Raw genomic sequence first — 22,705 nt, 5'->3', positions numbered from 1 at the left:
TGGCAGCCGCGCCTTGCGGCGCACGGTCACAGGCCGATGGCTGTCAGCATCAGGAAGGTCAGGAACAGCACCAGGTGAGTCATCCCCTCAATGGCATTGGTCTGGCCGTCGTTGAGATTGATCGCCGCCACCACCAGGGTGATGACGGTCATTACGGCTTGCACCGGTGTCATCGCCATCTGCAGCGGCTGGCCCAGGCACATGGCGAGCAGGGTGATGACGGGAATGGTCAGCGTGACGGTGGATAGCGACGCGCCCATGGCGATGTTCACCGTCGACTGCATGCGGTTGCGCAAGGCCGCGCGCAAGGCAGTGATGATCTCAGGACCGGCCGAAATGACGGCTACCACCAGGGCCAGCAGGGCGACGGGCGCATGCGTGCCTTCGAGCGCCACCGGCATCGTTACCGACAGCGCCTCGGCCAGTGCGCCCACGATCGCCACGCCGGCCAGCATGATGACGATGGACGATGTGGCGCCGCTTTCCGGCTCCGCGACCTCGGCGTCCAGGGGCGGCGGCGCGCGGCGCTTCTTGTCAGGGTAGCTGTAGCTGAAGAAGTAGCTGTGCGGGCCCACCTGCATGCGCAGGAAGACCCCGTACAGTAGCACCAGCGCGACCATGGTGAAGACGTTGTAGATGGCCCAGGAATGCTGCGGGACGAATTCCGGCACGACCATGGCAATGCCCATGGCGGTCAGGATCATGGCGGTATAGGTGCGGCCGGAGTCATCGTTATACGACTGTTCGCCATGCTTGAAGCCGCCCATCAGCGCGGCCAGCCCCAGAGTGCCGTTGATGTCCAGCATGACGGCGGCGTAAATGCTGTCCCGCGCCAAGGTGGGCGAGCCATGGCTGAACAGGATGATGCCAAGCACGATGACTTCCACCGCCACGGCGGACAGCGTCAGCAACATACTTCCGTAGGGGTCACCGAGCTTGGCCGCCAGCAGTTCGGCGTGGTGGGCCACGCTCATGGAAGCCGCCAGGATGGCGCCGACCAGCACCACGGACAGCCCCAGCGCGGCGGGCCAGCCGCCGGCGGCGGCGTGTTCCGTGATGCCCGAGTGGGCCAGGACGGCCATCAGCAGGGCGACGATCAGAAACTTTTCTTGCTTGAGCAAAGACATGGGATTGAGCAGTGGGGGGAGGGCAAGCAAGCGGTCAAGGATACCAAAGCAAAACGCCACCCGGCGGTGGGCGGCGTTGCAAAAGAAAACGCCGCCCACGGGGGCGGCGCCGGGAGCCTGCGGGGATTACGCCGCCAGCGGGCGCGGGTACTCGCGCTGGTAATGCACCGTGAACGTGCCGAGGGCCTGCAAAGCCTTCTGCGGATCGTGCCCTTCCTTGACGACGAAGCTGTCGAAGCCGCAGCGGGCCTGATAGTGGATCGTGTCGATCAGGATGTCGCCCACCGCGCGCAGCTCGCCGGTCCAGTTGTAGTGGGAGCGCAGCTGTTGCGCGATGGAATAGCCGCGGCCGTCGGTGTACGCCGGGAATTCGATGGCGATGTAGGCGATGCCCGTCGCGTCGATATGGCGCGCGCCGTCCGCCAGTTCGGCGGCATCGGCGGCCGGGCCCAGCAGCACGGCCACGGGATGCTGGCGGGTGCGCAGGGTATCGCGCGCCGCCAACCAGGTGGCCAGCGGCACTTCCCAGCCCGGTTCATCGGGCGGCAGGGCGGCGGCGTCGCCCTCGGGCGGGACGAAGCGTTGCGTGGTGTTGTCGACGAGCTCGCCGTAGCGGATCAGGTTCTTCATGATGGTCGGGGTATCAGGCATGCGCCGGCTCGCCGGCTTTGTCTTTGGCGGGTTCGCTGTAAACGTCGGCCTTGAAAGGATCGATGCCGACGCGCGTGACGACGTCGACGAAGCGCTCCACTTCACTGTCGCGCAGGCGCAGATAGGTCTGGATCAGCGTCTCGACCACGCCGGGCACTTCGCCGCGGGCGAACGACGGGCCGATGATGCGGCCGATCGCGGCGCCGCCGGCGCGCGAGGGATCGACGGCATTCAGGTCGTTGTCGCCGCCGTGCTGGCGTCCGCCGATGGTGACCTGGTACCACTCCTCGCCGGCCTTATCCACGCCCAGGATGCCGATGTGGCCGACGTGATGGTGGCCGCAGGCGTTGATGCACCCGGAGATGTTCAGGTCCAGCTCGCCGATCTCGAACAGGTAGTCCAGATCGTCGAAACGTTCCTGGATGGCCTGCGCCACGGGAATCGACACGGCGTTGGCGAGGGCGCAGAAGTCGCCGCCGGGACAGGCAATGATATTGGTCAGCAGACCGATATTGGGCGTGGCCAGGCCGAGCGGCTTGAGCGCCTGCCACAAGGCGTGCAGGCGGTCGACGCGGACGTCGGGCAGGATCAGGTTCTGCTCGTGCGAGACGCGCAGCTCGCTGTGCGAATATTCATCGGCCAGGTCGGCGATGGCTTCCATCTGGGCGTCGGTGACGTCGCCAGGCGGCACGCCCGTGGGCTTCAGCGACAGCGTGACCGAGGCATAGCCCGTGACGCGATGAGCGTGCGTATTCTTGCGCAGCCAGCGCGCGAAAGCGGGGTCGGCGGCGCCCTGTTCAGCCGTGGGATCCGCGGCGGTGGCGGCGTCGGCGTCGTATTCCGGCCAGGTGAAGCGGCCGGCGATGCGGTCCAGGTCTTCCTGCTTCAGGCGGTTGGGGCCGTCCTTGATGAAGGCCCATTCCTCTTCGACCTGCTGCGCGTACACCTCCGGCGTCAGGTCCTTGACCAGGATCTTGATGCGGGCCTTGTACTTGTTGTCGCGGCGGCCGTGCAGGTTGTAGACCCGCAGGGCAGCCTGCAGATAGGTCAACAGGTCGTACCAGGCGACGAAGGGGCGGATCAGCTTGCCGACGATGGGCGTACGGCCCATGCCGCCGCCGACCCAGACGCGGAAGCCCGTGACGCCGTCCTGTTCAACGGCTTGCAGGCCGATGTCGTGGACGCCCACGGCCGCGCGGTCTTCCAGCGCGCCGCTGACGGCGATCTTGAACTTGCGGGGCAGGAAGGCGAATTCGGGATGCAGCATGGACCACTGGCGGATGATCTCGCACCACACCAGCGGATTGGTCACTTCGTCAGCGGCGACGCCGGCGAAATGGTCGGTGGTGGTGTTGCGGATACAGTTGCCGCTGGTCTGGATGGCGTGCATCTGCACGGTGGCCAGGTCGGCCAGGATGTCCGGCACGTCTTCCAGCTTGGGCCAGTTGAACTGCATGTTCTGGCGCGTGCTGAAGTGGCCGTAGCCGCGGTCGTACTTGCGGGCGATGTGAGCCAGCATCCGCAGTTGGCGCGATGCCAGCATGCCGTACGGGATGGCGACGCGCAGCATGGGTGCGTGGCGCTGGATGTACAGGCCGTTCTGCAGGCGCAGGACGCGGAAATCGTCCTCCGACAGCTGGCCGCCCAGGAAGCGCTGCGTCTGGTCGCGGAACTGGGCGACGCGCTCTTCGACCAGGCGTTGGTCTATGGGGTCATACACATACATGATGCTGCGCCTCGATACGCATGGCCGGCCAGACAACAGCCGAAAAAGGCCAAAAGTGCAATCGTAGCGAATCTTGCGTTCTTATGTCGGCCGACCCCCTTGTCTGGTTATTAACTTAAGACCTGGATTTATAAGGGGTTTTCCCGAATCGATTGCTGCATGGCAGCAATCGGCCGCGGTTTCGATCACGCGGACGGGCCGCCAAAATGCACAAAGCCCGCCTGGAAGGCGGGCTTTGTTTCTACAAGGGACGACGCGGCGCGTCCGCGGGCGGAGCGCGCCTGTCGCCAAGCCGCATTACTGCGCGGCGTCCTTCAGCTTCTTCAGCGGACGGACCTTGACCTTGACCGAAGCGGGCTTGGCCGGGAACCAACGCTCTTCACCCGAGAACGGATCCTTGCCGAAGCGCTTCGGCTTGGCGGCAACCTTCTGCACCGACACCTTGAACAGGCCGGGCAGCGCGAATTCGCCAGCGCCCTTCTTGTTCACGGAAGCCAGCACGGCGCCTTCCAGGCTGGCCAGGACCAGCTTCACCGACTTGGCTTCGACGCCAGTCTGTTCAACCAGGTGCGTCACCAGCTGGCTCTTGTTCAGAGCCGTCTTGATCACGGACACGGCAGCAGGTGCCTTCTTGGCGGGAGCGGCCGCCTTCTTGGCGGGAGCAGCCTTGGTGGCAACGGCTTTCTTGGCCGGGGCCTTCTTGGCAACGGTAGTGACTTTCTTAGCAGGAGCTTTTTTAGCAGTGGCCATGGTCGATGAAAGTGATGGTTGATAAAGACATGCCGCACGCCATGTGCCGGCTGAACGCGATGATAGCGGATGCCACGCGTGTATGTACATTATTTGCACGCTATAGCGTTATAAATCACACGTAGACGCGCAAGAACAACGGTTCCAGTGTCTGCGAGCCCTAAAAATACGGGATTTTTACGCGGTGTGATGTCTTGGTGAAGGTTTTCGCGCGCCTCGATAACGATCAATTTCTCGCGCCGCCCGCGCTATCGTGAGCGTTTCCGCGTAGCGGGTTTGGTGCGCGCAAGGCCTGCCTGCAAGGGTTTTTCGCGATCTGCGCCGGCGCGACGCGTGCCGGCGACGGGGTCACGCCACCGCGCGTGAACGTGCGTCCTGGGGCGATATCGCAAGCGCCGATCCCGCAGGCGCGGACGCGGCAAGGGCCGCTCCGGCCATCAACCCGACCACCTCGCCCAGCACGATCACAGCGGGACTTTGCAGCCCGGCGGACGCGATATCCCGGGCCATTTCGCTTAGCGTGGTGACGATGTGGCGCTGGTCCGGACAGGACACGCGATGCACCACCGCCACGGGTAGATCGGCCGCGAAGCCCGCCGCCACGCATTCGCGCGCCAGATTGTCGGCATCGCTCATGCCCATGTAGCAGACCACCGTCAGGCCGCTGGCGGCCAGGCCGCGCCAGTCGGGGCGCGAGCCATCCATGGTGTGCGCGGTGACCAGGGCCACGCCGCGGCTGGCGCCGCGATGCGTCAACGGCAGCCCCAGCGCCGCGCCCACCGCCAGGCCGGCGGTCTGGCCGCCGATGGCTTCCGCCGCGATGCCGCGTGCCGCCAGCCAGGCCATTTCCTCGCCGCCGCGCCCGAAAATGAAGGGGTCGCCGCCCTTCACGCGAGCGACCGTGCGGCCCTGGCGTGTATAGCGGGCCATCAGCCGCAGGATGAAATCTTGCGGCGTCGAGCGGCAGCCGCCGCGCTTGCCCACCTTGACCATGCGTGTGCCCGGCGCGGCCAGCGCCAGGATGCCGGCGCCGACCAGGTCGTCGATCAGCCATACGTCGGCCTGGCCGAGTATGCGCGCGGCCTTGACCGTGAGCAGATCAGGATCGCCGGGACCGGCGCCCACCAGCCAGACTTTGCCCTTTGCGGCGGGGCCTGCCGGGGTTTCAAGAGACGCTTGCCGGTTCATGTTGAACTGCCTTCGTGGTTCGTGCGCAGGAGACCATGCGCGAGATTTCGGGAGCACAGGAGCCGCAGCCGGTGGCGCAGCCCAGGGTTTGCTTCAAGCCGTCCAGGTCGAGGCCGTCGGCGATGCCGGCCGCGATGGCGCGATCGGTGACGCCGACGCAGACGCAGATGGTGCGGGCACGTGGCAACGCGTTTTCCAGGCCGGCATTTTGCCCCATCAGCAGGCGGGCCAGGCTGGCGGGCGCGGCGCCGCCGTCGGCCCAGGCGGCCAGAGCGTCGTTGGCGGACAGGTTGCCAGCCAGGAAAAAGGCGCTCGGCCGGCCCTGGTCCAGCGCGACGCGCCGCAGCTTGCCGCGTGCCGGGTCGTCGTAGACGGCCAGGGTTGGCGCATCCGTCAGCCCCAATTCCGCAAAAAGCATAGCCAGGACATCGGCGGCGGGCGCCTGCGCCGCCGCGATGGCGATGCTCAGGCCGCCACCCGCGCTGGCGCTGGGCAGCAGCACCGCATAAGGAAAGCGGCGCAGCCAGGGTGCCAGCGCACGGCGCAAGGCCGCGGCGTCGCCGCGCACCCAGCCGGCGCCTTGCCAGGGCAGGGCGGCCGGCGCCACCGCGATGGCACAGTGCTTCAGTTCGGGTTGCCGCGAAACGGGATCGCGCGCCGGATTGGTCAGCGCGTTGATGCCATCGCCCGCCATGAAAGCGCTGCCCCAGTGCATCGGCAGCCAGGCCTGCCCGCGCCGCAGGGCGCTGTCGGCGCGCGCAGGCAAGACGACCGCGCCACGGCTTGAACTCACGCTGGCCAGGGCGTTTTCCTGCACGCCCAGCTCACGCATATCGTCCGGGTGCAGGGACAGCCACGGCGCGTCCACGTGGCGGATCAGGGCGGGCGCCAACGCCGTGCGCGCCATGGTGTGCCAATGGTCACGCAGGCGGCCGGTGGTCAGGCGCAGGGGAAACGCCGGGGTCACCGGCTCGGCCACCGGGACGTAGCCCACGTCGACGAAGCGCGCGCGGCCGTCGGCCGTGGCGAAGATGCCGTCGGCATACAGGCGCCGCGATGGTGCCGCGCCGGGCCTGTAGGGCCACTGCTGCGGACCGTCCTGCTCCAGGATGCGGTAGGTCAGGGCGCTGTAGTCCAGGTCACGCCCGGCCGTGGTGGCGGCGTGCTCGGCGAACACCGCGGCTTCGTCGGCATAGTCGAACAGCGCTGCCCGCGCGGGGGCGATGTGGGCGGCCAGACGGCGGGCGACGTCGGCGGCCAGCCGCCAATCGGCCCGGGCGTCGCCCGGCGGATCGATGGCGGCGCGTACCCGGCTGATGCGGCGTTCCGAGTTGGTGACCGTGCCTTCCTTTTCCGGCCAGGTGGCGGCGGGCAGGACCAGGTCGGCGTAGTCCAGCGTCTCGCCGCCCGCGAAGGCATCCTGGACGATGACCAGTTCGGCCTTGGCCAGCGCGGCACGGACGCGGGCCTGATCGGGTAGGGACTGCGCCGGATTGGTGGCGGCGATCCAGATCGCCTTGATGCGGCCTTCAAGCAGGGCATCGAACATTTCCAGCGCGGGCAGGCCGGGCCGTTCCGGCAGTCGGGGCACGCCCCACAGCGCGGCGACTTCGGCGCGGTGGTCGGCGTTGGCCGGGTCGCGATGGCCCGGCAGCAGCGTGGCCATGCCGCCCGCTTCGCGGCCGCCCATGGCGTTCGGTTGGCCGGTCAGGGAGAAGGGGCCGGCGCCCGGCTTGCCGATCTGTCCCGTCGCCAGATGCAGATGGATCAGGGCGGCGTTCTTGGCGGTGCCGCTGCTCGACTGGTTCAAGCCCATCGTATAGAGCGACAAGGCCGCGCCGGCCTGGCCGAACCAGCGGGCGGCCGTGACGATGTCGGCGGCGGGCACGCCGCACAGGTCCGCCGCCACGGCGGGTGGAAAGGCGGCGATGCGCTCGCGCAAGGCCGCGTAGCCGGTGGTGTGGCGCGCGACGTAGCCGTGGTCCACCAGATTCTCGTTTTCCATCACGTGCAGCATGGCGTGGAACAGCGCCACGTCGCTGCCCGGCAGGATGGGCAGGTGCAGGTCGGCCAGCTCCGCCGTATCGGTACGGCGCGGGTCGACCAGGATGATCCTCATGTCCGGCCGGGCCTGCTTGGCGGCTTCCAGGCGGCGGAACAGGATGGGATGGGCGTGGGCGGCGTTGGAGCCGGCGATCAACACCGTGTCGGCCAGGCTCAGGTCCTCGTAGCAGGCCGGCGGCGCGTCGGCGCCCAGGGTCTGCTTGTAGCCGGCCACGGCGCTGGACATGCACAGGCGCGAATTGGTGTCGACGTTGTTGGTGCCGACAAGCGCGCGCGCCAGCTTGTTGAAAACCGCGTAGTCCTCCGTCAGCAATTGGCCGGAGAGATAGAACCCGACCGCGTCCGGGCCGTGCTGGCGGATGATCCGCGCCAGCTGGTCGGCGGCCAGGTCCAGGGCCGCGTCCAGCGCGATGTCCTGGCGCGGGGCGGCGCGATCCGCGCGCCACTGGGCCCGCAGGACGCGGGCGCCGTCGTCGCGCACCGTGTCGGCCAGGGCGCGGCCCTTGCTGCACAGCTTGCCCTGGCTGGACGGATGGCTGTCGTCGCCGCTGACACCCGTCACGCGGCCGGCATCGGTGTGTACCCGCACGCCACAGCCGGTGCCGCAATAGCAGCAGATCGATGCCGTGGTGGCCGGGCCGGAATGGGGCGTCATGCCGCCTCCGCGCCGCACATCAGGCGTTCCCGCAAGCCGGCTACGTCGCTGCCTTCGCGGATCAGGCGGAAATACCAGGCGCCGTCGGCCGTGTCGCCATACAGGCAGGCGCCGACCAGGCGGTCGTCCTTGAGCACCAGCTTTTTGTAGACGCCGGCCAGCGGGTCGGTCAGCGTGATGGTTTCGGTGTCCGCGCCGCCGATGAAATCGCCGGCCGAGAACACGTCTATGCCGGTGACCTTCAGCTTGGTCGACAGCACGCTGCCGGGATAGCGGCCGATGCCGATCTGAGCCAGGTGATTGGCGGCCACGCGGGCCTGTTCGTACAGGGGCGCCACCAGGCCATACGCCACGCCGCGATGGCTGACGCATTCACCGACGGCATAGATGCAGGGGTCGTAGGTCTGCAAGGTGTCGCTGACCACGATGCCGCGTTCGATGTGCAGGCCGCAGGAGGCCGCCAGCGCGACGTTGGGGCGGATACCCACCGCCATCACCACGAGGTCGGCGGGAACTTCCGAGCCGTCCTTGAAGCGCACCGCGCGCACCCGGCCGTGGCCGTCGTCCAGGATGGCTTCGGTCTGGCGCGCCATCAGGAAGTCCAGGCCGCGCGTTTCCAGGGTGGCGCGCAGCAGGCCCGCGGCGGTCACGTCCAGCTGGCGGTCCAGCAGGGTCGCGCCCAGGTGCACCACGCTGGCATGCATGCCGCGCGCGGCCAGACCGCTGGCGGCTTCCAGACCTAGCAGGCCGCCGCCGATCACCACGGCATGGCCGCCATTGGCCGCCGCCGCGATCATGCTGCGTACGTCCTGGATGTCGCGGAAACTGATCACGCCATCCAGGTCATGGCCCGGCACCGGCAGGATGAAGGGGGTCGAGCCGGTGGCCAGCAGCAGGCGGTCGTAGGGCACCACGGTGCCGTCGTCGGCGTGGACCAGGCGGCGGGCCCGGTCGATGCGGGTCACCGTCCGATTCAACAACAGGCGGATGCCGTGGGCCGCATACCAGTCGACGTCGTTGAGCACGATGTCGTCCAGCGTCTGTTCGCCCATCAAGACGGGCGAGAGCATGATGCGGTTGTAGTTGGGATGCGGTTCGGCGCCGAACACCGTGATGTCATAGAGATCCGGCGCGATCTTCAGCAATTCCTCCAGGGCCCGCACGCCGGCCATGCCATTGCCGACGAGTACCAGTTTCGGCTTGTCCATGTCCTTGTCTCCGTTGGCGTGGGACCGGGTCTAGCCGACGCGGCGCAGGGGCTCGGTGGCGGGTTTGCTGCTGACGACGTGCAGGCCGACGGCGGGCGCGGCCGCGGTAGCCGCGGTAGCCTGGTTGGCCGTGGCCGGGTCGACCATGCCGGTCGGCGCCGTTGCGGTTGCCGGATCGCTCGCCTGGGCGGCCGGGTTGCCGTGGCGTCGATGCAGGAAGTCGACGACAGCGGCGCGGCAGGCCAGGTATTGCGGGTCGTTGGCCAGTTCGACGCGGTCGCGCGGGCGGGCCAGGGGCACGTCCAGCACTTCGCCGATGGTGGCGGCGGGCCCGTTGGTCAGCATGACGATGCGGTCCGACAGCAGCACGGCTTCGTCGACGTCGTGGGTCACCATGATGGTGGTGCTCCGGGTCTTGGCGACGATCTTCAGCAGTTCGTCCTGCAGATGGGCGCGGGTCAACGCGTCCAGCGCGCCGAAGGGTTCGTCCATCAGCAGCACCTTGGGTTCCATGGCCAGGGCGCGGGCGATGCCCACGCGTTGCTTCATGCCGCCGGAAATCTCGCGCGGCAGCTTGGTTTGCGCGTGCGCCAGGCCGACCAGTTCCAGGGCCGCGTGGGTGCGGGCTTGCAGCTGCGCCTTGCTTTCAGTCTTGCCGAAGACGCGCTCCACGCCCAGGTAGACGTTCTGGAAGCAGGTCATCCAGGGCAGCAGGGAGTGGTTCTGGAACACCACCGCGCGATCCGGGCCGGGGCCGGTGATCTCTTTTTCGGCGCAGAGCAGCACGCCGGACGTGGGGCGGGTCAAGCCCGCCACCAGATTCAGCAAGGTGGATTTACCGCAGCCGGAGTGGCCGATCAGGCTGATGAATTCCCCTTGCGCCACGGTCAGGTCGATGTCGCGCAGCGCCACGAAGGGACCTTTGCGGGTCGTGAAGACCTGGCCTACGCTTTCGATGCGTACGAATTTCTGCATGGTCTCATTCCTCGGAGTAGGTGAAGCGGCGCGCGATCTGCATCAGCATGACTTCGAGCAGCAAGCCGACGATGCCGATGATGAAGATGGCGATGATGATGTGTTCGACCTTCAGGTTGTTCCACTCGTCCCACAGCCAGAAGCCGATGCCCGACCCGCCGGTCAGCATCTCCGCGGCGACGATGACCAGCCAGGCGGTGCCGATGGACAGGCGCACCCCGGTCAGGACATAGGGCAGCACGGCTGGCAGCAGCACGCGGGTCAGGACCTTCCATTCCGACAGGTCCAGCACGCGCGCCACGTTCAGGTAGTCCTGCGGCACGCGCTGCACGCCGACGGCGGTGTTGATGATCATCGGCCAGATCGAACAGATGAAGATGGCCCAGATGGCGGCCGGGTTGGCCGCCTTGAACAGCAGCAGGCCCAGCGGCAGCCAGGCCAGCGGCGACACCGGGCGCAGCAGGCTGACGATGGGCGACAGCATGGCGTTGAGCGCCTTGAAGCGGCCGATGGCGAAACCGATGGGGATGCCGATCAGCGCGGCCAGGCCGAAGCCCAGGGCCACGCGCTGCAGCGAAGCCAGCACGTTCCAGCCTATGCCCTTGTCGTTGGGGCCGTTGTCATAGAAGGGATGGGCGAACAGGTCGACGGCCGCGTCCCAGGTCTTGCCGGGTGTGGGGATTTCCGGAACCAGCAGGGCCACGCCCTGCCAGACCAGCACGAAGACGGCGAAGCCGGCGGCGGGGCCGACGGCCGCGCGCAGCAGCGAGCCGAACAGGGCATCGAAGCGTTCACGCCAGCGCGGCAGGGCCGCGGCGCTGGGGGCGATGGTGGTGGCGGGCGAGTTCATGCGTCTGCTCCGGATGTCAGGCTTTGATCTTGAAACCGTCCGCGTAGGCGGCGGGGTTGCTGCCGTCCCAGACCACGCCGTCAATCAGCTTGGACGAGCGGTTCTCCGACTTGGGCAGGCTGGCGCCCGCGGCCGTGGCGGCTTGCTTGTAGATGTCGATGCGATTGACCTGTTTGGCGGCGGCCAGGTAATCGGGGTGCTCCTTCACCAGGCCCCAGCGCTTGTGCTGGGTCAGGAACCACATGCCGTCGCTGAGGAAGGGGAAGCTGACCTCGCCGTCCTGGTAGAAATGCATGGCGTTGGGATCGTCCCAGGTCTTGCCCAGGCCGTCGCTGTAGCGGCCCAGCATGCGGTCGACGATGGTCGACATCTCGGTGTTCACATAGGACTTGGCGGCGATGGTCTCGGCGGTCTGGCGGCGGTTGGCGACGGACGCGTCTATCCACTTGCCGGCCTCGATGATGGCGGCCGTGACGGCGCGCGCCGTGTTGGGATTGGTCTTGACGAAATCGGCCGTGGTGCCCAGCACCTTTTCCGGATGGTCGGTCCAGATCTGCTGGGTGGTGACGGCGGTGAAGCCGATCTTGTCGGCGATGGCGCGCGCGCCCCAGGGTTCGCCCACACAGTAGCCGTCCATATTGCCGACCCGCATGTTGGCGACCATCTGCGGCGGCGGCACGGTGATGACCTTGGCGTCGCGCATGGGATTGATGCCGGATGCGGCCAGCCAGTAGTAGAGCCACATGGCATGGGTGCCGGTGGGGAAGGTCTGGGCGAAGGTGTATTCGCGTTTCTGGGTCTGCATGACCTTGGCCAGGGACGGGCCGTCGATGGCGCCGGCTTCCTTGAGCTTTTCGGACAGCGTGATGGCCTGGCCGTTGCGGTTCAGGCCCATTAGCACCGCCATGTCTTTCTTGGGGCCGCCTATGCCCAGGTGCACGCCGTAGATCAGGCCGTAGAGCACATGGGAGAAGTCCAGCTCGCCATTGACGAGCTTGTCGCGGACGCCGGCCCAGGAGGCTTCCTTGGACGGCGTGATCTTGACCCCGTACTTCTTGTCTATGCCCAGCACCGATGCCATGACGACCGAGGCACAGTCGGTGAGGGGGATAAAACCGATCTTGACCTCGGTTTTTTCGGGCGCGTCGGAGCCGGCGGCCCAGGCGCCGGCGCGCACCAGCGGGTCGACCAGGGTCAGCAGGCCGGCGCCGGCCAGGCCGCGGGCGCTCTTGCCCAGCCAGTCGCGGCGTCCTTGATCGAGGGCGGCGGCGGCCGTTGCGGAGGTCGTCGGGGACGTCTTCGAATCTACGGGCTTCATTGCAGGCTCCAGGGCGAGGATTGCGTTGTTTGCTTCGTTTTTGGCGATGGCCAGGCGAAAAAAAAGCGTCCCGCGCTTCAGGGTGAGCCCTGAAGCCGCGGAACGCCTTTGTTCCATGTACCGCGAACGGATCGCGGCGATGGCCGTTTGTCGGGCCATCAACATGGATAAAGCAATCGATATGCCAACTTTTTGTGTTTGGTCTAAGTGACTGTTTTTATTGTTTATTCTTTTGTGTTTTGACGCTTGGTCGAGACGTGCCGCCGGTCTGCCGCCACAGGATGGTGCGGGCGTGCGCGATGATCTGCGCCACGCTGGTGCGTCGCAGCAAGCGGCCGGAAGGCCGGTGCGTCAGCGTTGCAGGTGCGTGATCGCGTCGCGCAGGGGCGTGACGGAGATATGGATCAGGCCGTCCAGCGGCCGGTCCATCTCCAGGATCAGGAAGATGGCGCCGGCGGCCGATAGCGCGCACAGGAAGAGCCCGCAGATGACGGCGCCGTTCGGCGGCGACAGCAGGCCGAAGGCCATGAAGATGACGATGAGCCAAAGCACCAGCACGATGATCAGCGGCACCGAGACGGAGCCTTCACGCTGCAGCAGCACCAGCCAGCGGGTGGCGACGATATCCCCCTGCAACTGCACGGCCTGCGCGCGCATCTGCCTTTGGGTGTCGTCGGTCGCGGGCAGGGCCATCAGGCGGGTCTGGTAGTCGGCCAGGCGTTTCAGACGGTCCTGGGCGGCCAACTGGTTGGTCTCGCCGCTGCTGTTGGCGGCCAGCAGGTCGACCACTTCCGCGTAGTCGCGCACGATGTCGGCGCGCAGTGCGCGCGCCGGTTCGCCGTAGGCGTCCAGCAGACGGTCCAGCTGCATGAAGTGGGCCGCATTGCGGACCAGTTCGCCGTTGACGGTATCCAGGGTGTTCTTGGCCGACGAGACCAGCAGGCCCAGCACCAGCGCCGCCAGTGTCGCCACCAGGCCCGTGGCCAGCTTGATGGCATCGGTCGATGCGGTGCTGACATGGTGTTCGGGCAGGCGGCTGCGCAGATACAGCCCGACGCAGGCGCTACCGGTTACCAAAACGAAGATGCCGACTGCAATGAGTGCGTGGGTCATGGCTCGCTCCGGGGCTGGACGCCAGAGTATAGGCACCAGACGCCGGCACGGGATGCGCGCTTGATCACTTTTTCTGTTTGCCGCGATCCAAAATCAGAGTTGGCCCAAGGTTGGACGCCTGCCCATAATGATTTCTCCATATAAGCCACAAGGGGAAGCAGGGTGAGCACCGCCGCAAGCACGGGATATGAAGCGCGTCAGCTGATACGCGCGCGCCAACACACCACGCAGACGTCGCCGCTGGCGCCGGGCTATGTCCAAGCCAACCTGGCGATCCTGCCAGCCGCGCAGGCCACGGATTTTCTGCGGTTTTGCTCGTTGAATCCCAAACCTTGTCCGTTGCTGGCGAGTTCGGACGTGGGCGATTGGCGCTTACCCACCCTGGGCAAGGACATCGACATTCGTACCGATCTGCCTAAATACAGGATCTGGCGCAACGGCAAGCTGGAGCGGGAAGTCCCGGATATCAAGGAATACTGGCGCGACGACCTGGTGGCCTTCCTGCTGGGCTGCTCGTTTTCTTTCGAGGATGAGCTGCTGCGCGCCGGCCTGACCCTGCACCACCACGAGCGTGGCTGCGACGTGCCGGTGTACCGCACGTCGATTCCGACGACGCCGGCGGGGCCTTTCTCCGGCCCCATGGTGGTGTCCATGCGTTCGTTCAAGCCTGCCGACGCCATCCGCGCGATCCAGATCACCTCGCGCATGCCCGCGGTCCACGGGGCGCCGGTCCACATCGGCCTGCCGGAAGCGATCGGCATCGCGGACATCGACAAGCCGGACTACGGGACGGCCGTGCCGATGGAGGCAGGCGAGCTGCCCGTGTTCTGGGCTTGCGGCGTAACGCCCCAGGCCGTGGTCGAGGCGGCCGGGCTGGATTTCTGCATCACGCATGCGCCGGCCCATATGCTGGTTACCGATTTACGCAATTCGGATTTCGCCGTGTTGTAGCCGCGCGATCCTTGCGCCTAGAATGAATCCGCGCCGCCTGCATGCTTTTGCGTGCAGGCGGCGCGAACTTATGGGGGCGTGCGGGAAATATGCGGGACTTGCGGACTTTCGAAACCTTCTACTGGGTCGCCAAGCTGGGCGGCTTTCGCGCGGCCGCGACCAAGCTGCATACGACCCAGCCCGCGGTATCGGCCCGTATCGCCCAGCTGGAGCAGGAGTTGGGCGTCGATCTGTTCGACGCCAATCGCCGCCGCGCCACCTTGACCGCCCGTGGCGCGCTGCTGGTCGAATACGCCGAGCGCCTGTTGAAGGTGCGTGAGGAGTTGCTGGCGGCGGTGGCGCAGCCTGCCGCGCTGCGGGGCAAGTTCACCATCGGTACGTCTGAAACGCTGGTGCGAACCTGGCTGTCCAGCCTGATCGAGGACATCAACGGCAAATATCCCAATCTGATCATCGACATCGCCGTCGACAATTCGCCGGAGTTGCGGCAGCGCCTGCTGGCGCAGGACATCGACCTGGCCTTGATGACCGAGACGATACCCAATGAAGGCGTGCACGGCGTCAAGCTCTGCGATTACGAAATCTGCTTCGTGGTCGCGCGGGATCTGCCGCCGGTGGCGCCGCAGCAGGGCGAGGCGGCCGCTTGCCCGGACAACGACAGCGATCACGCGGGCAGGCCGGATGACGAGCTGTTCTCCCGCTATCCCATCATCACGTGGCCGGCGTATACGCTGCTGAGCACCAATGTGCTGGCGCGCATTCGCGAGGACCTGGGCTTGTCCGATATCCGGATCTGGGGCGTCTCCTCCGTGCAGACCATCATCGACATGGTGCATGCCGGCCGCGGCATCGCGGCATTGTCGACGGTGCTGGTACAGGGCGCGATCGATTCCGGCGCGTTGCGAGTGCTCGATACGTCCGTGACCTTGCCGCGGCTGGACTATTACGCCGTTTATCTGGATGGCACCTCCAACAATGCCTTGAAGCGCTCGATCTGCGCGTTGGCGCAGGAAGCGGCCGTCCGCGATGGCGGCGGCGCGATCCAGGTTTTTGATCCATCCGATAAAAAATGACAGTCGTTGCCGCGTCCCCTTGCGCGGCATAATCAAACACGCATCGTCAGCTATGCGACACGTCCCGCGGCACGGGGCGGCGTTGAATCAACATCCGAGTCATGGAGCGTGCCGTCATGGGCGCGCCACCCGGAACTACGGATCATCACAAGGGGAATGACATGCCAAATGCAGCAGCCGTGGCGCAATCCGCGACCGCGCCGCGCAGCGATGCGATGGAACCCGCATCCCAGGCCGTGTATCGCAAGATCGCCTGGAAGGTTCTGCCTTTTCTCATCATCTGCTACCTGTTCGCGTATCTCGATCGCGTGAACGTGGGCTTCGCCAAGCTGCGCATGCTTGAAGACCTGCAGTTTTCCGAGACGGCGTACGGCTTCGGCGCGGGGCTGTTCTTCATCGGCTATCTGCTATTCGAGGCGCCCAGCAACGTCTGGATGATGAAGGTGGGCGCGCGCAAGACCATCATGCGCATCATGCTGCTGTGGGGCCTGCTGTCGATGGGCTTCGCCTTCGTGCAGACGCCCACGCAGTTCTATGTATTGCGCTTCCTGCTGGGCGCGGCCGAGGCCGGGTTCTTTCCGGGCATCGTCCTGTACCTGACCTTCTGGTTTCCCTCGCGGGTGCGCGGGCGCATGCTGGGACTGTTCATGGCGGCGATTCCGCTGTCCGGCGTGGTGGGCGCGCCCTTGTCCGGCTGGATCATGCACAGCATGCACGATGCGTCGGGGCTGTCGGGTTGGCAGTGGCTGTTCATCATGGAAGGCTTCCCGTCGGTCGTGATGGCGCTGATGGTGCCGTGGTTGCTGACGGACGAGCCGGCCCAGGCCAAATGGTTGACCGACGAGGAGAAGCAGCTCGTGCGGACGGACCTGGAAGCCGATGCGCGGGCCAAGGACGGGATGGGCGGTTTTCATGCTTCGATCCCTGTCATGCTGCGGGACCCCCGCGTCTGGGCCATGGTCGCTTTGTGCATATGCCAGGCCATCGGCAATTACGGCGTCAGTTTCTGGCTGCCGAGCCTCGTCAAGGATCTGGGATATCAGGATCCCTTGATCATCGGCTTGCTGTCGGCGATCCCATTTCTTGCCGGCGCCATCGCGCTGAATCTGATCGCGCGGTCGTCGGACCGGCGTCTGGAGCGGCGCTGGCATTTGATCTTCGGATTTCTTGTGTCGGCGACGGGTCTGGCGGCCAGTGCCTTGCTGCACGGCAGCCCGATTGCCGCACTGGCCGCGTTGACGGTAGGCACGGCGGGGGTATACATGGCGACCACCATGATGTGGATGTTGCCCAGCATCTTCCTGGGCGGTGTCGGCATGGCGGCCGCGATCGGCGTCATCAATTCGCTGGGCGGCCTGGGGGGCTTCGTCAGCCCGTACATGATGGGCATCGTGAAAGATGCCACCCAGTCCACCGCCGGCGGCGTCTACGTCATCGCCGCTGTCGCGGTGGTGGGGGCCATCCTGGCCTATCGTCTGCCCAAGCAACTGGTGAACCGTTGATGGGGTGAGCCGGCTCAGCTGCGAAAGCTTGGATCGCGACGATCCAGATAGCGCAACATGGCCGGCCATTCCATTTCGCCGAAGGGACGGCGTGTGGTGGGCTTGTAAAGATGGCAGGTCTTGTCGACGACGGCTTGCGGCGGCGTGGTGAGCTTGACACCGCCCGCCAGCGCATCCACCTGCGCCTTGCATGCCATTTCCAGCCAGTACATGCTGTTGAAGGCCTGCGCGATGCTGGGACAGGCGACCAGCAGGCCATGGTTGCGCAGGACCATCGCTTCCTTGTTTCCCAGGTCTTGCACCAGGCGCGCGCGTTCGTCCACGTCGATGGCCACGCTTTCATAGTCGTGATACGCGATGTCGGCGAAGCGCATCGAGGTCTGTGTCAGCGGCAGCAGGCCGCACTCCATGGCCGACACGGCCATGCCGGCGCGGGTATGCGTGTGGATGACACAGCCGACGTCGTGGCGCGCACTGTGCACGGCGCTGTGGATCACGTAGCCGGCCTGGTTGACGCCGAATTCGGGGTTCGGGTTGTGCAGCACATTGCCTTCGATGTCGATGCGCACCAGGCTGGATGCCGTGATCTCTTCGTACATCATGCCGTACGGATTGATCAGCAGCTCATCGTCGGTGCCGGGAATGCGCGCCGTGATGTGGTTGTAGACCAGATCGCTCATGCCGAAGACGGCCACCAGGCGGTAGCAGGCGGCCAGGTCGACGCGTAGCTGCCATTCGGAATCGTTGATGCCCAGGGGACGTTCAGGCTGGGGGTGACGGATTTGATTCATTGGGCTTTGGCTCCTGTATCGCTGACGAGTTGGCCCCACATCGCGTAGTCCTGCTTCATCATGGACGCGAATTCGGCCGGACTTTTGCTCAGACGGACTTCCGAACCCAGGGCGACCAGCTTTTCGCGCACGCCGGGATCGGCCATCACCAGCTGCGTGGTGTCGAATACCTTGCGCACGATGGCTTCGGGCGTGCCGGCGGGGGCGAAGAGGCCCAGCCAGGCGCCCACTTCAAAGCCGGGGAAACCCTGCTCGGCCACGGTCGGCACGTCGGGCGCCAGATCGGTGCGCGTGCCTTTGCTGACCGCCAGGGCGCGCAGGCGGTGGCTCTGGATCATGGTCAACTCCGACGCCAGCGTGTCGAAGGTCATGTCCACGTTGCCGCCGATGATGTCGGCCTGGCTTTGCGCGCTGCCCTTGTAGGGGACGTGGGTCAGTTTCATGCCGGTCTTGGCTTGCAGCATGGCCATGATCAGATGGCTGTTGGTGCCCACGCCGGTGCTGGCGTAGTTCAGTTTGCCGGGCTGCGCCTTGGCCATGGCGATCAGTTCCTGCAAGGATTTCGCCTTGAAATCGGGCTTGACCACGAGGGCGTAGGGCAGCCAGGTGGTCTGCGTGATGGGGGCGAAGCTGCGGGCGCTGTCGTAGCCCACGTCGGCGTATATATGCGGGTTTATGCTCATGGGACCCGATGCGCTCAGCAGCAGCGCGTAGCCGTCGGGCGGCATGCGCGATACCTGGGCTGCCCCCAGGCTGCCGCCCACGCCGGGCTTGTTCTCCACGATGACGGACTGGCCCCAGCGCTTGCTGAACTGTTCGGCCAGGAGGCGCGCCACCATGTCGGTGGATGTGCCGGGTGGGAAGCCGATGTAGAGGGTGACCGGTTTTTGCGGCCAATCGTTTTGGGGCGCGCTGCCTGTCGCGTACGCGGTGGGCAGCGCGAGCGCCGTACAGGACAACAGGATGCCCAGCGCTCGCGTGGCGAGGCCGCGTATGGTCTGCATTTTGTCTCCGTTTTTTTTTGGCTGATTGCCAGCCGGCTTTGCTCTATGGCCGCTCGATGATAAGTGCCGGCGCCGCGCGGAGGTATTTGGAATGCATAAAGGGGCGCTTAGGGGCAGCCGAAGACGTGACGGCGGCGGCCCTGCTTGTGGCCTGCCGGATTCTCACGCTCGTTCCGAGGTCGGTTACGCAGCTTCCCACAACGCCGCTGTCAGCCCCAACAGCAGCACCAGCGCCGACGCGATGAACCAGCGTACGGTTTTCCGGTATTCATCCTCGGCTTCATCCTCCAGGCGGAGGGCCCGGTAAAGCGTGAGAATCTGCAGCAGGGTGGCGAGAAACAGGGCCACTCCCGGCATCACCGACAGCGCGCTCCATTCGCCCGGCTCGTCCAGGCCCCAGTAACGCAGGAAACCCAGCGAAAAGCCCAGCAACACCGTAATGGCCGTGATCAATCCGGCCCGAAAACCCTGTGGCAGATCGCGCGGCCGGGGGCTGCGTGCGGGCACTGATTCGTCGCGAGGCGTTTCCGGTGTCGGCATCGAGAGCGTCCGCACTGAGTGGTGGAATCGATTATGGCCGATAGCGTGATGCTGTGACCAGGATCGTATTTCGTCCATCGTGTACCTGGATATCCATAGCGCGGACTCGAAGGTGTACCGTTACATTTCCTTGCCCTGACAATTTTCTGTCTGGGCAGGGCGGCAAATAGAATCGGCGCTTTCCGGCTTCACGAAGAAAAGCTCATGACCCGCCGCACGTTGTCCGTTTGTTCCGCCGCCCTGGGTTTCTTCATGCTGGGTGGTTGCGTTTATCACCCGCCCGCTAATCGAATGGACCGCTATGCGCACAGCATGGTCGGCCAGAATCTCAGCGGGGTGGTCGCGCAGTTCGGTCCCGAGGATCACCAAGGTGGCTCGGCGACCTATCCGAATATCGGCACGCCGCAGAATCCCCGCTATGTGCATACGTGGAGCCGCTACGGCTCCACCCAGCACCAGCGTTTCGTCCAGACCGGCACGCAGTCGACAGGCAGCACGCTGGTGACGGTGCTGCCGGCGGGCGGCGGTCAGGGCGAGATTCCGATTTATCAGGAAAATACCGCGCCGACGGGGTATTACACGCAGCAAGGCGAAGCCTGCCATATGTCGTTCACCACCGACGCCAACAAGAACATCGTGTCCTATGACTTGTTCGGCGGCTACTGCGACAAGCTGTTCCTCAACGGCGGTTGAACCGCTGATTCGTATCGTCAGGGCGGACGCGCTGGCTAGACCAGCGCTATTTCGCGCGGATCGCGCAGAGCAGCGTGGCTTCGGCGACGAGGGTGTCGCCGACGTAGGCCTGCCCTTTATATTTGCAGATGGAACGGCTCAGCCTTAGCGCGCGCACGTCCAGGCGCAGACAATCGCCCGCGATCACCGGCTGGTGGAAACTGGCGTCATCCACGCCAAGGAAGTAATAGACGGCGCCGGCGTCTTCGGGACGCTCGTGTTCGTCTTTGCCCGCGCCTGCTTCCGCGAAGGAGAAGAGGGCGGCCCCTTGCGCCATGGCTTCCAGGATCAGGGTGCCCGGCATGGGCGCGGCGCCATTGTCGATGCCGTGGGTAAAACTGTCGCCCGCGGAGACGTTCTTGATGGCCACGATGCGCTCTTGAGGAACCATCTCAAGCACGCGGTCGATGAGCAGCATGGGAAAGCGATGCGGCAGCTTCGCCATGATCTCGGTAATGTTCAATTCCAACGATGCACTCCGGCAATACGACTTGCGCAAGCGCATTGGCTTGGAAACATAAACCGCCACACTCGAACAGGGGAAAGGGCGGAGTCTGACACGGATTGAGGCTCAGGTCGCGTTATCGGGTCAAACGCTTACTCTTGGCTATCTCAAGTATCCACGCAGGCAACATTCAGAATGCCACCATTTTCGATTCCTGCCACCATCGACAGGCAAAGAAAAAGGCACTTGGATTGCTCCAAGTGCCTGATTCTTAACATATTCGGTGGGGTGGCTGATGGGGCTCGAACCCACGACAACTGGAATCACAATCCAGGACTCTACCAACTGAGCTACAGCCACCGCTGCAAAGAGAAGAGATTCTAGCACGATTTTTAAAGAAGTTTCCAGTCGTCCATTTCCTTTATTGCCGCGGCTCCCGGGACCGGGTCACGGCGCTGCCAGGCTTGCTATCCTGCTGCCTACGTGGGGCGGGGGCAGCCGGGGTGACCGGCCGTCATTCGCGCTCGCCCGCCCGAACTCCCGTCCACCCTCCGACCACGAGCGCATGACCGACCTGCACGAGTTGCTGACCGCCTACTGGCCCCATATCGTCTTTACCGTCAGCACCGTGGCGGGCATCGGCGCCGCCGTGCACGCGGCCATGACCAAGCGGGACGTGCGCGCCGCCATCGGCTGGGTCGGCCTGACGCTGTTCTCGCCGCTGTTCGGCGCGGCCGCCTACTTCGTCGCGGGGATCAACCGGATCCGCTTCACCATGGTCTCGCAGCAGCGCGACGAAGCCATGGTCTATTACGCCCGGGAACCGCAGGCCGAACCCGTCGATGTCGTGCCCCTGACAGAGCCGCAGTTCGCCTCCCTGAAAACCCTGACCAACTGCATCAGCCGCTTCCAGCTGCTGGGCGGCAACCTGGTGCAGCCCCTGGATGGCGGCGACGAAGCGTATCCGGCCATGCTGCAGGCCATCCGGGGCGCCGAGCGGACCGTGGCCCTGCAAAGCTATATTTTCGATCACGATCCCATCGGCTGCGAGATCGCCGAGGCCCTGATCGAAGCGCACCGCCGTGGCGTGAAAGTCCGCGTGCTGATCGACGCCGTGGGCGCGCGCTATTCGCACCCGCCCATCGTGCGGCTGCTGAAGAAGAATGGCGTGCCGACCGCGCGCTTCATGACCAATCCCATGGGCGTGCTGCGCATGCCCTACGCCAACCTGCGCAGTCACCGCAAGATCTTGGTGGTGGACGGCCGCATCGGTTTTTCCGGCGGCATGAACATCCGCGCGGCCTTCGTGCGGGCCTTGTCGCTCGACCAGACCAACCGCGACACGCACTTCCGCTACGAAGGCCCCATCGTGGCCCAGCTGCAGTCGGTGTTCGCGCATGACTGGGATTTCACGACCAAGGAATCCTTGACCGGCCCGGACTGGTTCCATCACGACCTGGTGGCGCGCGGCAACACCGCGGTGCGCTGCGTGCCGTCGGGGCCCGACCGGTCGATCAACAGCACGCATGACGTGCTGCTGGGCGCGCTGGCCGTGGCGCAGCGGCACGTCCGTATCCAGTCGCCGTATTTTCTGCCTGATCAGACCTTGATCGGCGCCCTGGCCACCGCCGCGCGGCGTGGGGTGCGGGTCGACATCGTCATTCCCGGCAAGAACAACCTGCGTCTGGTGGACTACGCCATGATGGCGCAGATCGACCAGTTGATCCGTTACGGCTGCCTGGTCTGGCGCACCAGCGGTGCTTTCGACCACTCCAAGCTGCTCAGCGTCGACGACGCCTGGGCGTACACGGGTTCGTCCAACCTGGACCCGCGCAGCCTGCGCTTGAATTTCGAACTGGACACTGAAATCTACGACCGCGCCATCGCGTCCTGGATCAGCGCCCGCATCGACGCCGCCATCGCCACCGCCAAGCCGCAAACCCTGGAAGCCTTGAAAGCCCTGCCTTTCAGCAAGCGCCTGCGCAACAAAATCATCTGGCTGGCCACGCCGTACCTCTGAAGCAGCGCAGGTGGCCAGGCGG

General features: G+C 65.6%; 18 protein-coding genes, 1 tRNA gene and 1 pseudogene. 5 read left to right on the top strand and 15 right to left on the bottom strand.

The genetic code is table 11. The annotated features are described in order from the left end of the window. Window positions 1-26: 26 nt before the first annotated feature. The 10 genes and pseudogenes from ASB57_RS15500 to ASB57_RS15450 all read right to left on the bottom strand — a co-directional run bounded on the left by ASB57_RS15500 (window position 27) and on the right by ASB57_RS15450 (window position 13,625). Complete coding sequence (locus ASB57_RS15500; protein WP_057653034.1) at window positions 27-1,127, bottom strand: calcium:proton antiporter; 1,101 nt, start codon at window positions 1,125-1,127, stop codon at window positions 27-29. A gap of 126 nt (window positions 1,128-1,253) precedes the next feature. Beyond that, window positions 1,254-1,778: a DUF934 domain-containing protein gene (locus tag ASB57_RS15495; RefSeq protein ID WP_057653033.1), complete on the bottom strand. Its 525-nt coding sequence runs from the start codon at window positions 1,776-1,778 to the stop codon at window positions 1,254-1,256. After that, a complete protein-coding gene (locus ASB57_RS15490) occupies window positions 1,771-3,504 on the bottom strand; it encodes a nitrite/sulfite reductase (protein WP_057653032.1) in 1,734 nt (577 codons plus the stop codon). Before ASB57_RS15490 ends, ASB57_RS15495 begins: the two co-directional genes overlap by 8 nt. A 297-nt stretch (window positions 3,505-3,801) precedes the next feature. Next, window positions 3,802-4,254 carry an HU family DNA-binding protein gene (locus tag ASB57_RS15485; RefSeq protein ID WP_057653031.1) on the bottom strand — a complete coding sequence of 151 codons (453 nt, stop codon included), beginning with the start codon at window positions 4,252-4,254 and terminating at the stop codon, window positions 3,802-3,804. A gap of 348 nt (window positions 4,255-4,602) precedes the next feature. After that, window positions 4,603-5,442 carry a uroporphyrinogen-III C-methyltransferase gene (cobA, locus tag ASB57_RS15480; protein ID WP_057653030.1) on the bottom strand — a complete coding sequence of 280 codons (840 nt, stop codon included), beginning with the start codon at window positions 5,440-5,442 and terminating at the stop codon, window positions 4,603-4,605. Next, window positions 5,420-9,369: pseudogene (locus tag ASB57_RS15475) on the bottom strand (molybdopterin-dependent oxidoreductase). The gene cobA and the pseudogene ASB57_RS15475 overlap by 23 nt, the downstream one beginning before the upstream one ends. 30 nt (window positions 9,370-9,399) lie before the next feature. Beyond that, on the bottom strand, window positions 9,400-10,344 hold the full coding sequence (locus ASB57_RS15465; protein WP_082621627.1) for an ABC transporter ATP-binding protein: 945 nt from the start codon (window positions 10,342-10,344) through the stop codon (window positions 9,400-9,402). A gap of 4 nt (window positions 10,345-10,348) precedes the next feature. Then, window positions 10,349-11,194 (bottom strand): nitrate ABC transporter permease, encoded by an 846-nt coding sequence (gene ntrB, locus ASB57_RS15460; protein WP_057653028.1) that lies wholly within the window; start codon window positions 11,192-11,194, stop codon window positions 10,349-10,351. A gap of 16 nt (window positions 11,195-11,210) precedes the next feature. Continuing rightward, window positions 11,211-12,512, bottom strand: coding sequence for a CmpA/NrtA family ABC transporter substrate-binding protein (locus tag ASB57_RS15455; protein ID WP_057656177.1), 1,302 nt, complete (start codon window positions 12,510-12,512; stop codon window positions 11,211-11,213). 351 nt (window positions 12,513-12,863) lie between these two features. After that, window positions 12,864-13,625 carry a hypothetical protein gene (locus ASB57_RS15450; protein WP_057653027.1) on the bottom strand — a complete coding sequence of 254 codons (762 nt, stop codon included), beginning with the start codon at window positions 13,623-13,625 and terminating at the stop codon, window positions 12,864-12,866. 162 nt (window positions 13,626-13,787) lie between these two features. On the opposite strand from ASB57_RS15450, the gene ASB57_RS15445 reads away from it, so the two are divergent. The 3 genes from ASB57_RS15445 (at window position 13,788) to ASB57_RS15435 (ending at window position 17,151) form a co-directional block, all read left to right on the top strand. Beyond that, window positions 13,788-14,576, top strand: a complete 789-nt coding sequence (locus tag ASB57_RS15445) for a putative hydro-lyase (RefSeq protein ID WP_057653026.1) — start codon at window positions 13,788-13,790, stop codon at window positions 14,574-14,576. A 98-nt stretch (window positions 14,577-14,674) separates the two neighbouring features. Next, window positions 14,675-15,649, top strand: coding sequence for a LysR family transcriptional regulator (locus tag ASB57_RS15440; protein ID WP_197424724.1), 975 nt, complete (start codon window positions 14,675-14,677; stop codon window positions 15,647-15,649). Between the two features lie 161 nt (window positions 15,650-15,810). Further along, window positions 15,811-17,151: an MFS transporter gene (locus ASB57_RS15435; RefSeq protein ID WP_057653024.1), complete on the top strand. Its 1,341-nt coding sequence runs from the start codon at window positions 15,811-15,813 to the stop codon at window positions 17,149-17,151. 14 nt (window positions 17,152-17,165) lie between these two features. Here the strand turns inward: ASB57_RS15435 and ASB57_RS15430 are convergent, their stop codons facing one another. The 3 genes from ASB57_RS15430 to ASB57_RS15420 all read right to left on the bottom strand — a co-directional run bounded on the left by ASB57_RS15430 (window position 17,166) and on the right by ASB57_RS15420 (window position 19,486). Then, on the bottom strand, window positions 17,166-17,942 hold the full coding sequence (locus ASB57_RS15430; RefSeq protein WP_057653023.1) for a class II aldolase/adducin family protein: 777 nt from the start codon (window positions 17,940-17,942) through the stop codon (window positions 17,166-17,168). Further along, complete coding sequence (locus tag ASB57_RS15425) at window positions 17,939-18,946, bottom strand: tripartite tricarboxylate transporter substrate binding protein (RefSeq protein WP_057653022.1); 1,008 nt, start codon at window positions 18,944-18,946, stop codon at window positions 17,939-17,941. The genes ASB57_RS15430 and ASB57_RS15425 overlap by 4 nt, the downstream gene beginning before the upstream one ends. 183 nt (window positions 18,947-19,129) lie before the next feature. Next, window positions 19,130-19,486 carry a hypothetical protein gene (locus tag ASB57_RS15420; RefSeq protein ID WP_057653021.1) on the bottom strand — a complete coding sequence of 119 codons (357 nt, stop codon included), beginning with the start codon at window positions 19,484-19,486 and terminating at the stop codon, window positions 19,130-19,132. A gap of 204 nt (window positions 19,487-19,690) precedes the next feature. On the opposite strand from ASB57_RS15420, the gene ASB57_RS15415 reads away from it, so the two are divergent. Then, the gene (locus ASB57_RS15415) at window positions 19,691-20,179 is read left to right on the top strand and encodes a hypothetical protein (protein ID WP_156414180.1); all 489 of its coding nucleotides are present in this window, start codon (window positions 19,691-19,693) and stop codon (window positions 20,177-20,179) included. A gap of 46 nt (window positions 20,180-20,225) precedes the next feature. On the opposite strand, the gene fabZ is transcribed toward ASB57_RS15415, so the two are convergent. Then, complete coding sequence (fabZ, locus tag ASB57_RS15410) at window positions 20,226-20,687, bottom strand: 3-hydroxyacyl-ACP dehydratase FabZ (RefSeq protein WP_057653019.1); 462 nt, start codon at window positions 20,685-20,687, stop codon at window positions 20,226-20,228. Window positions 20,688-20,947: 260 nt separating this feature from the next. Then, window positions 20,948-21,023, bottom strand: a tRNA-His gene (locus ASB57_RS15405). 205 nt (window positions 21,024-21,228) lie between these two features. On the opposite strand from ASB57_RS15405, the gene ASB57_RS15400 reads away from it, so the two are divergent. Beyond that, window positions 21,229-22,683 carry a phospholipase D-like domain-containing protein gene (locus tag ASB57_RS15400; RefSeq protein ID WP_057653018.1) on the top strand — a complete coding sequence of 485 codons (1,455 nt, stop codon included), beginning with the start codon at window positions 21,229-21,231 and terminating at the stop codon, window positions 22,681-22,683. Window positions 22,684-22,705 lie beyond the last annotated feature (22 nt).

It is taken from the genome of Bordetella sp. N, assembly GCF_001433395.1.
Lineage (GTDB): Bacteria > Pseudomonadota > Gammaproteobacteria > Burkholderiales > Burkholderiaceae_B > Bordetella_C.
This window is presented reverse-complemented; position numbering and strand designations above follow the sequence as displayed.

Excerpts from the sequence above, each read along its gene's own strand:
- ASB57_RS15495 (WP_057653033.1), bottom strand. The coding sequence starts at position 1,778 with ATGCCTGATACCCCGACCATCATGAAGAACCTGATCCGCTACGGCGAG.
- ASB57_RS15450 (WP_057653027.1), bottom strand. The coding sequence starts at position 13,625 with ATGACCCACGCACTCATTGCAGTCGGCATCTTCGTTTTGGTAACCGGT.
- ASB57_RS15485 (WP_057653031.1), bottom strand. The coding sequence starts at position 4,254 with ATGGCCACTGCTAAAAAAGCTCCTGCTAAGAAAGTCACTACCGTTGCC.
- ASB57_RS15500 (WP_057653034.1), bottom strand. The coding sequence starts at position 1,127 with ATGTCTTTGCTCAAGCAAGAAAAGTTTCTGATCGTCGCCCTGCTGATG.
- cobA (WP_057653030.1), bottom strand. The coding sequence starts at position 5,442 with ATGAACCGGCAAGCGTCTCTTGAAACCCCGGCAGGCCCCGCCGCAAAG.
- ASB57_RS15435 (WP_057653024.1), top strand. The coding sequence starts at position 15,811 with ATGCCAAATGCAGCAGCCGTGGCGCAATCCGCGACCGCGCCGCGCAGC.
- ASB57_RS15425 (WP_057653022.1), bottom strand. The coding sequence starts at position 18,946 with ATGCAGACCATACGCGGCCTCGCCACGCGAGCGCTGGGCATCCTGTTG.
- ASB57_RS15455 (WP_057656177.1), bottom strand. The coding sequence starts at position 12,512 with ATGAAGCCCGTAGATTCGAAGACGTCCCCGACGACCTCCGCAACGGCC.
- ASB57_RS15430 (WP_057653023.1), bottom strand. The coding sequence starts at position 17,942 with ATGAATCAAATCCGTCACCCCCAGCCTGAACGTCCCCTGGGCATCAAC.
- ASB57_RS15420 (WP_057653021.1), bottom strand. The coding sequence starts at position 19,486 with ATGCCGACACCGGAAACGCCTCGCGACGAATCAGTGCCCGCACGCAGC.
- ASB57_RS15465 (WP_082621627.1), bottom strand. The coding sequence starts at position 10,344 with ATGCAGAAATTCGTACGCATCGAAAGCGTAGGCCAGGTCTTCACGACC.
- ASB57_RS15415 (WP_156414180.1), top strand. The coding sequence starts at position 19,691 with ATGACCCGCCGCACGTTGTCCGTTTGTTCCGCCGCCCTGGGTTTCTTC.
- ASB57_RS15400 (WP_057653018.1), top strand. The coding sequence starts at position 21,229 with ATGACCGACCTGCACGAGTTGCTGACCGCCTACTGGCCCCATATCGTC.
- ntrB (WP_057653028.1), bottom strand. The coding sequence starts at position 11,194 with ATGAACTCGCCCGCCACCACCATCGCCCCCAGCGCCGCGGCCCTGCCG.
- ASB57_RS15490 (WP_057653032.1), bottom strand. The coding sequence starts at position 3,504 with ATGTATGTGTATGACCCCATAGACCAACGCCTGGTCGAAGAGCGCGTC.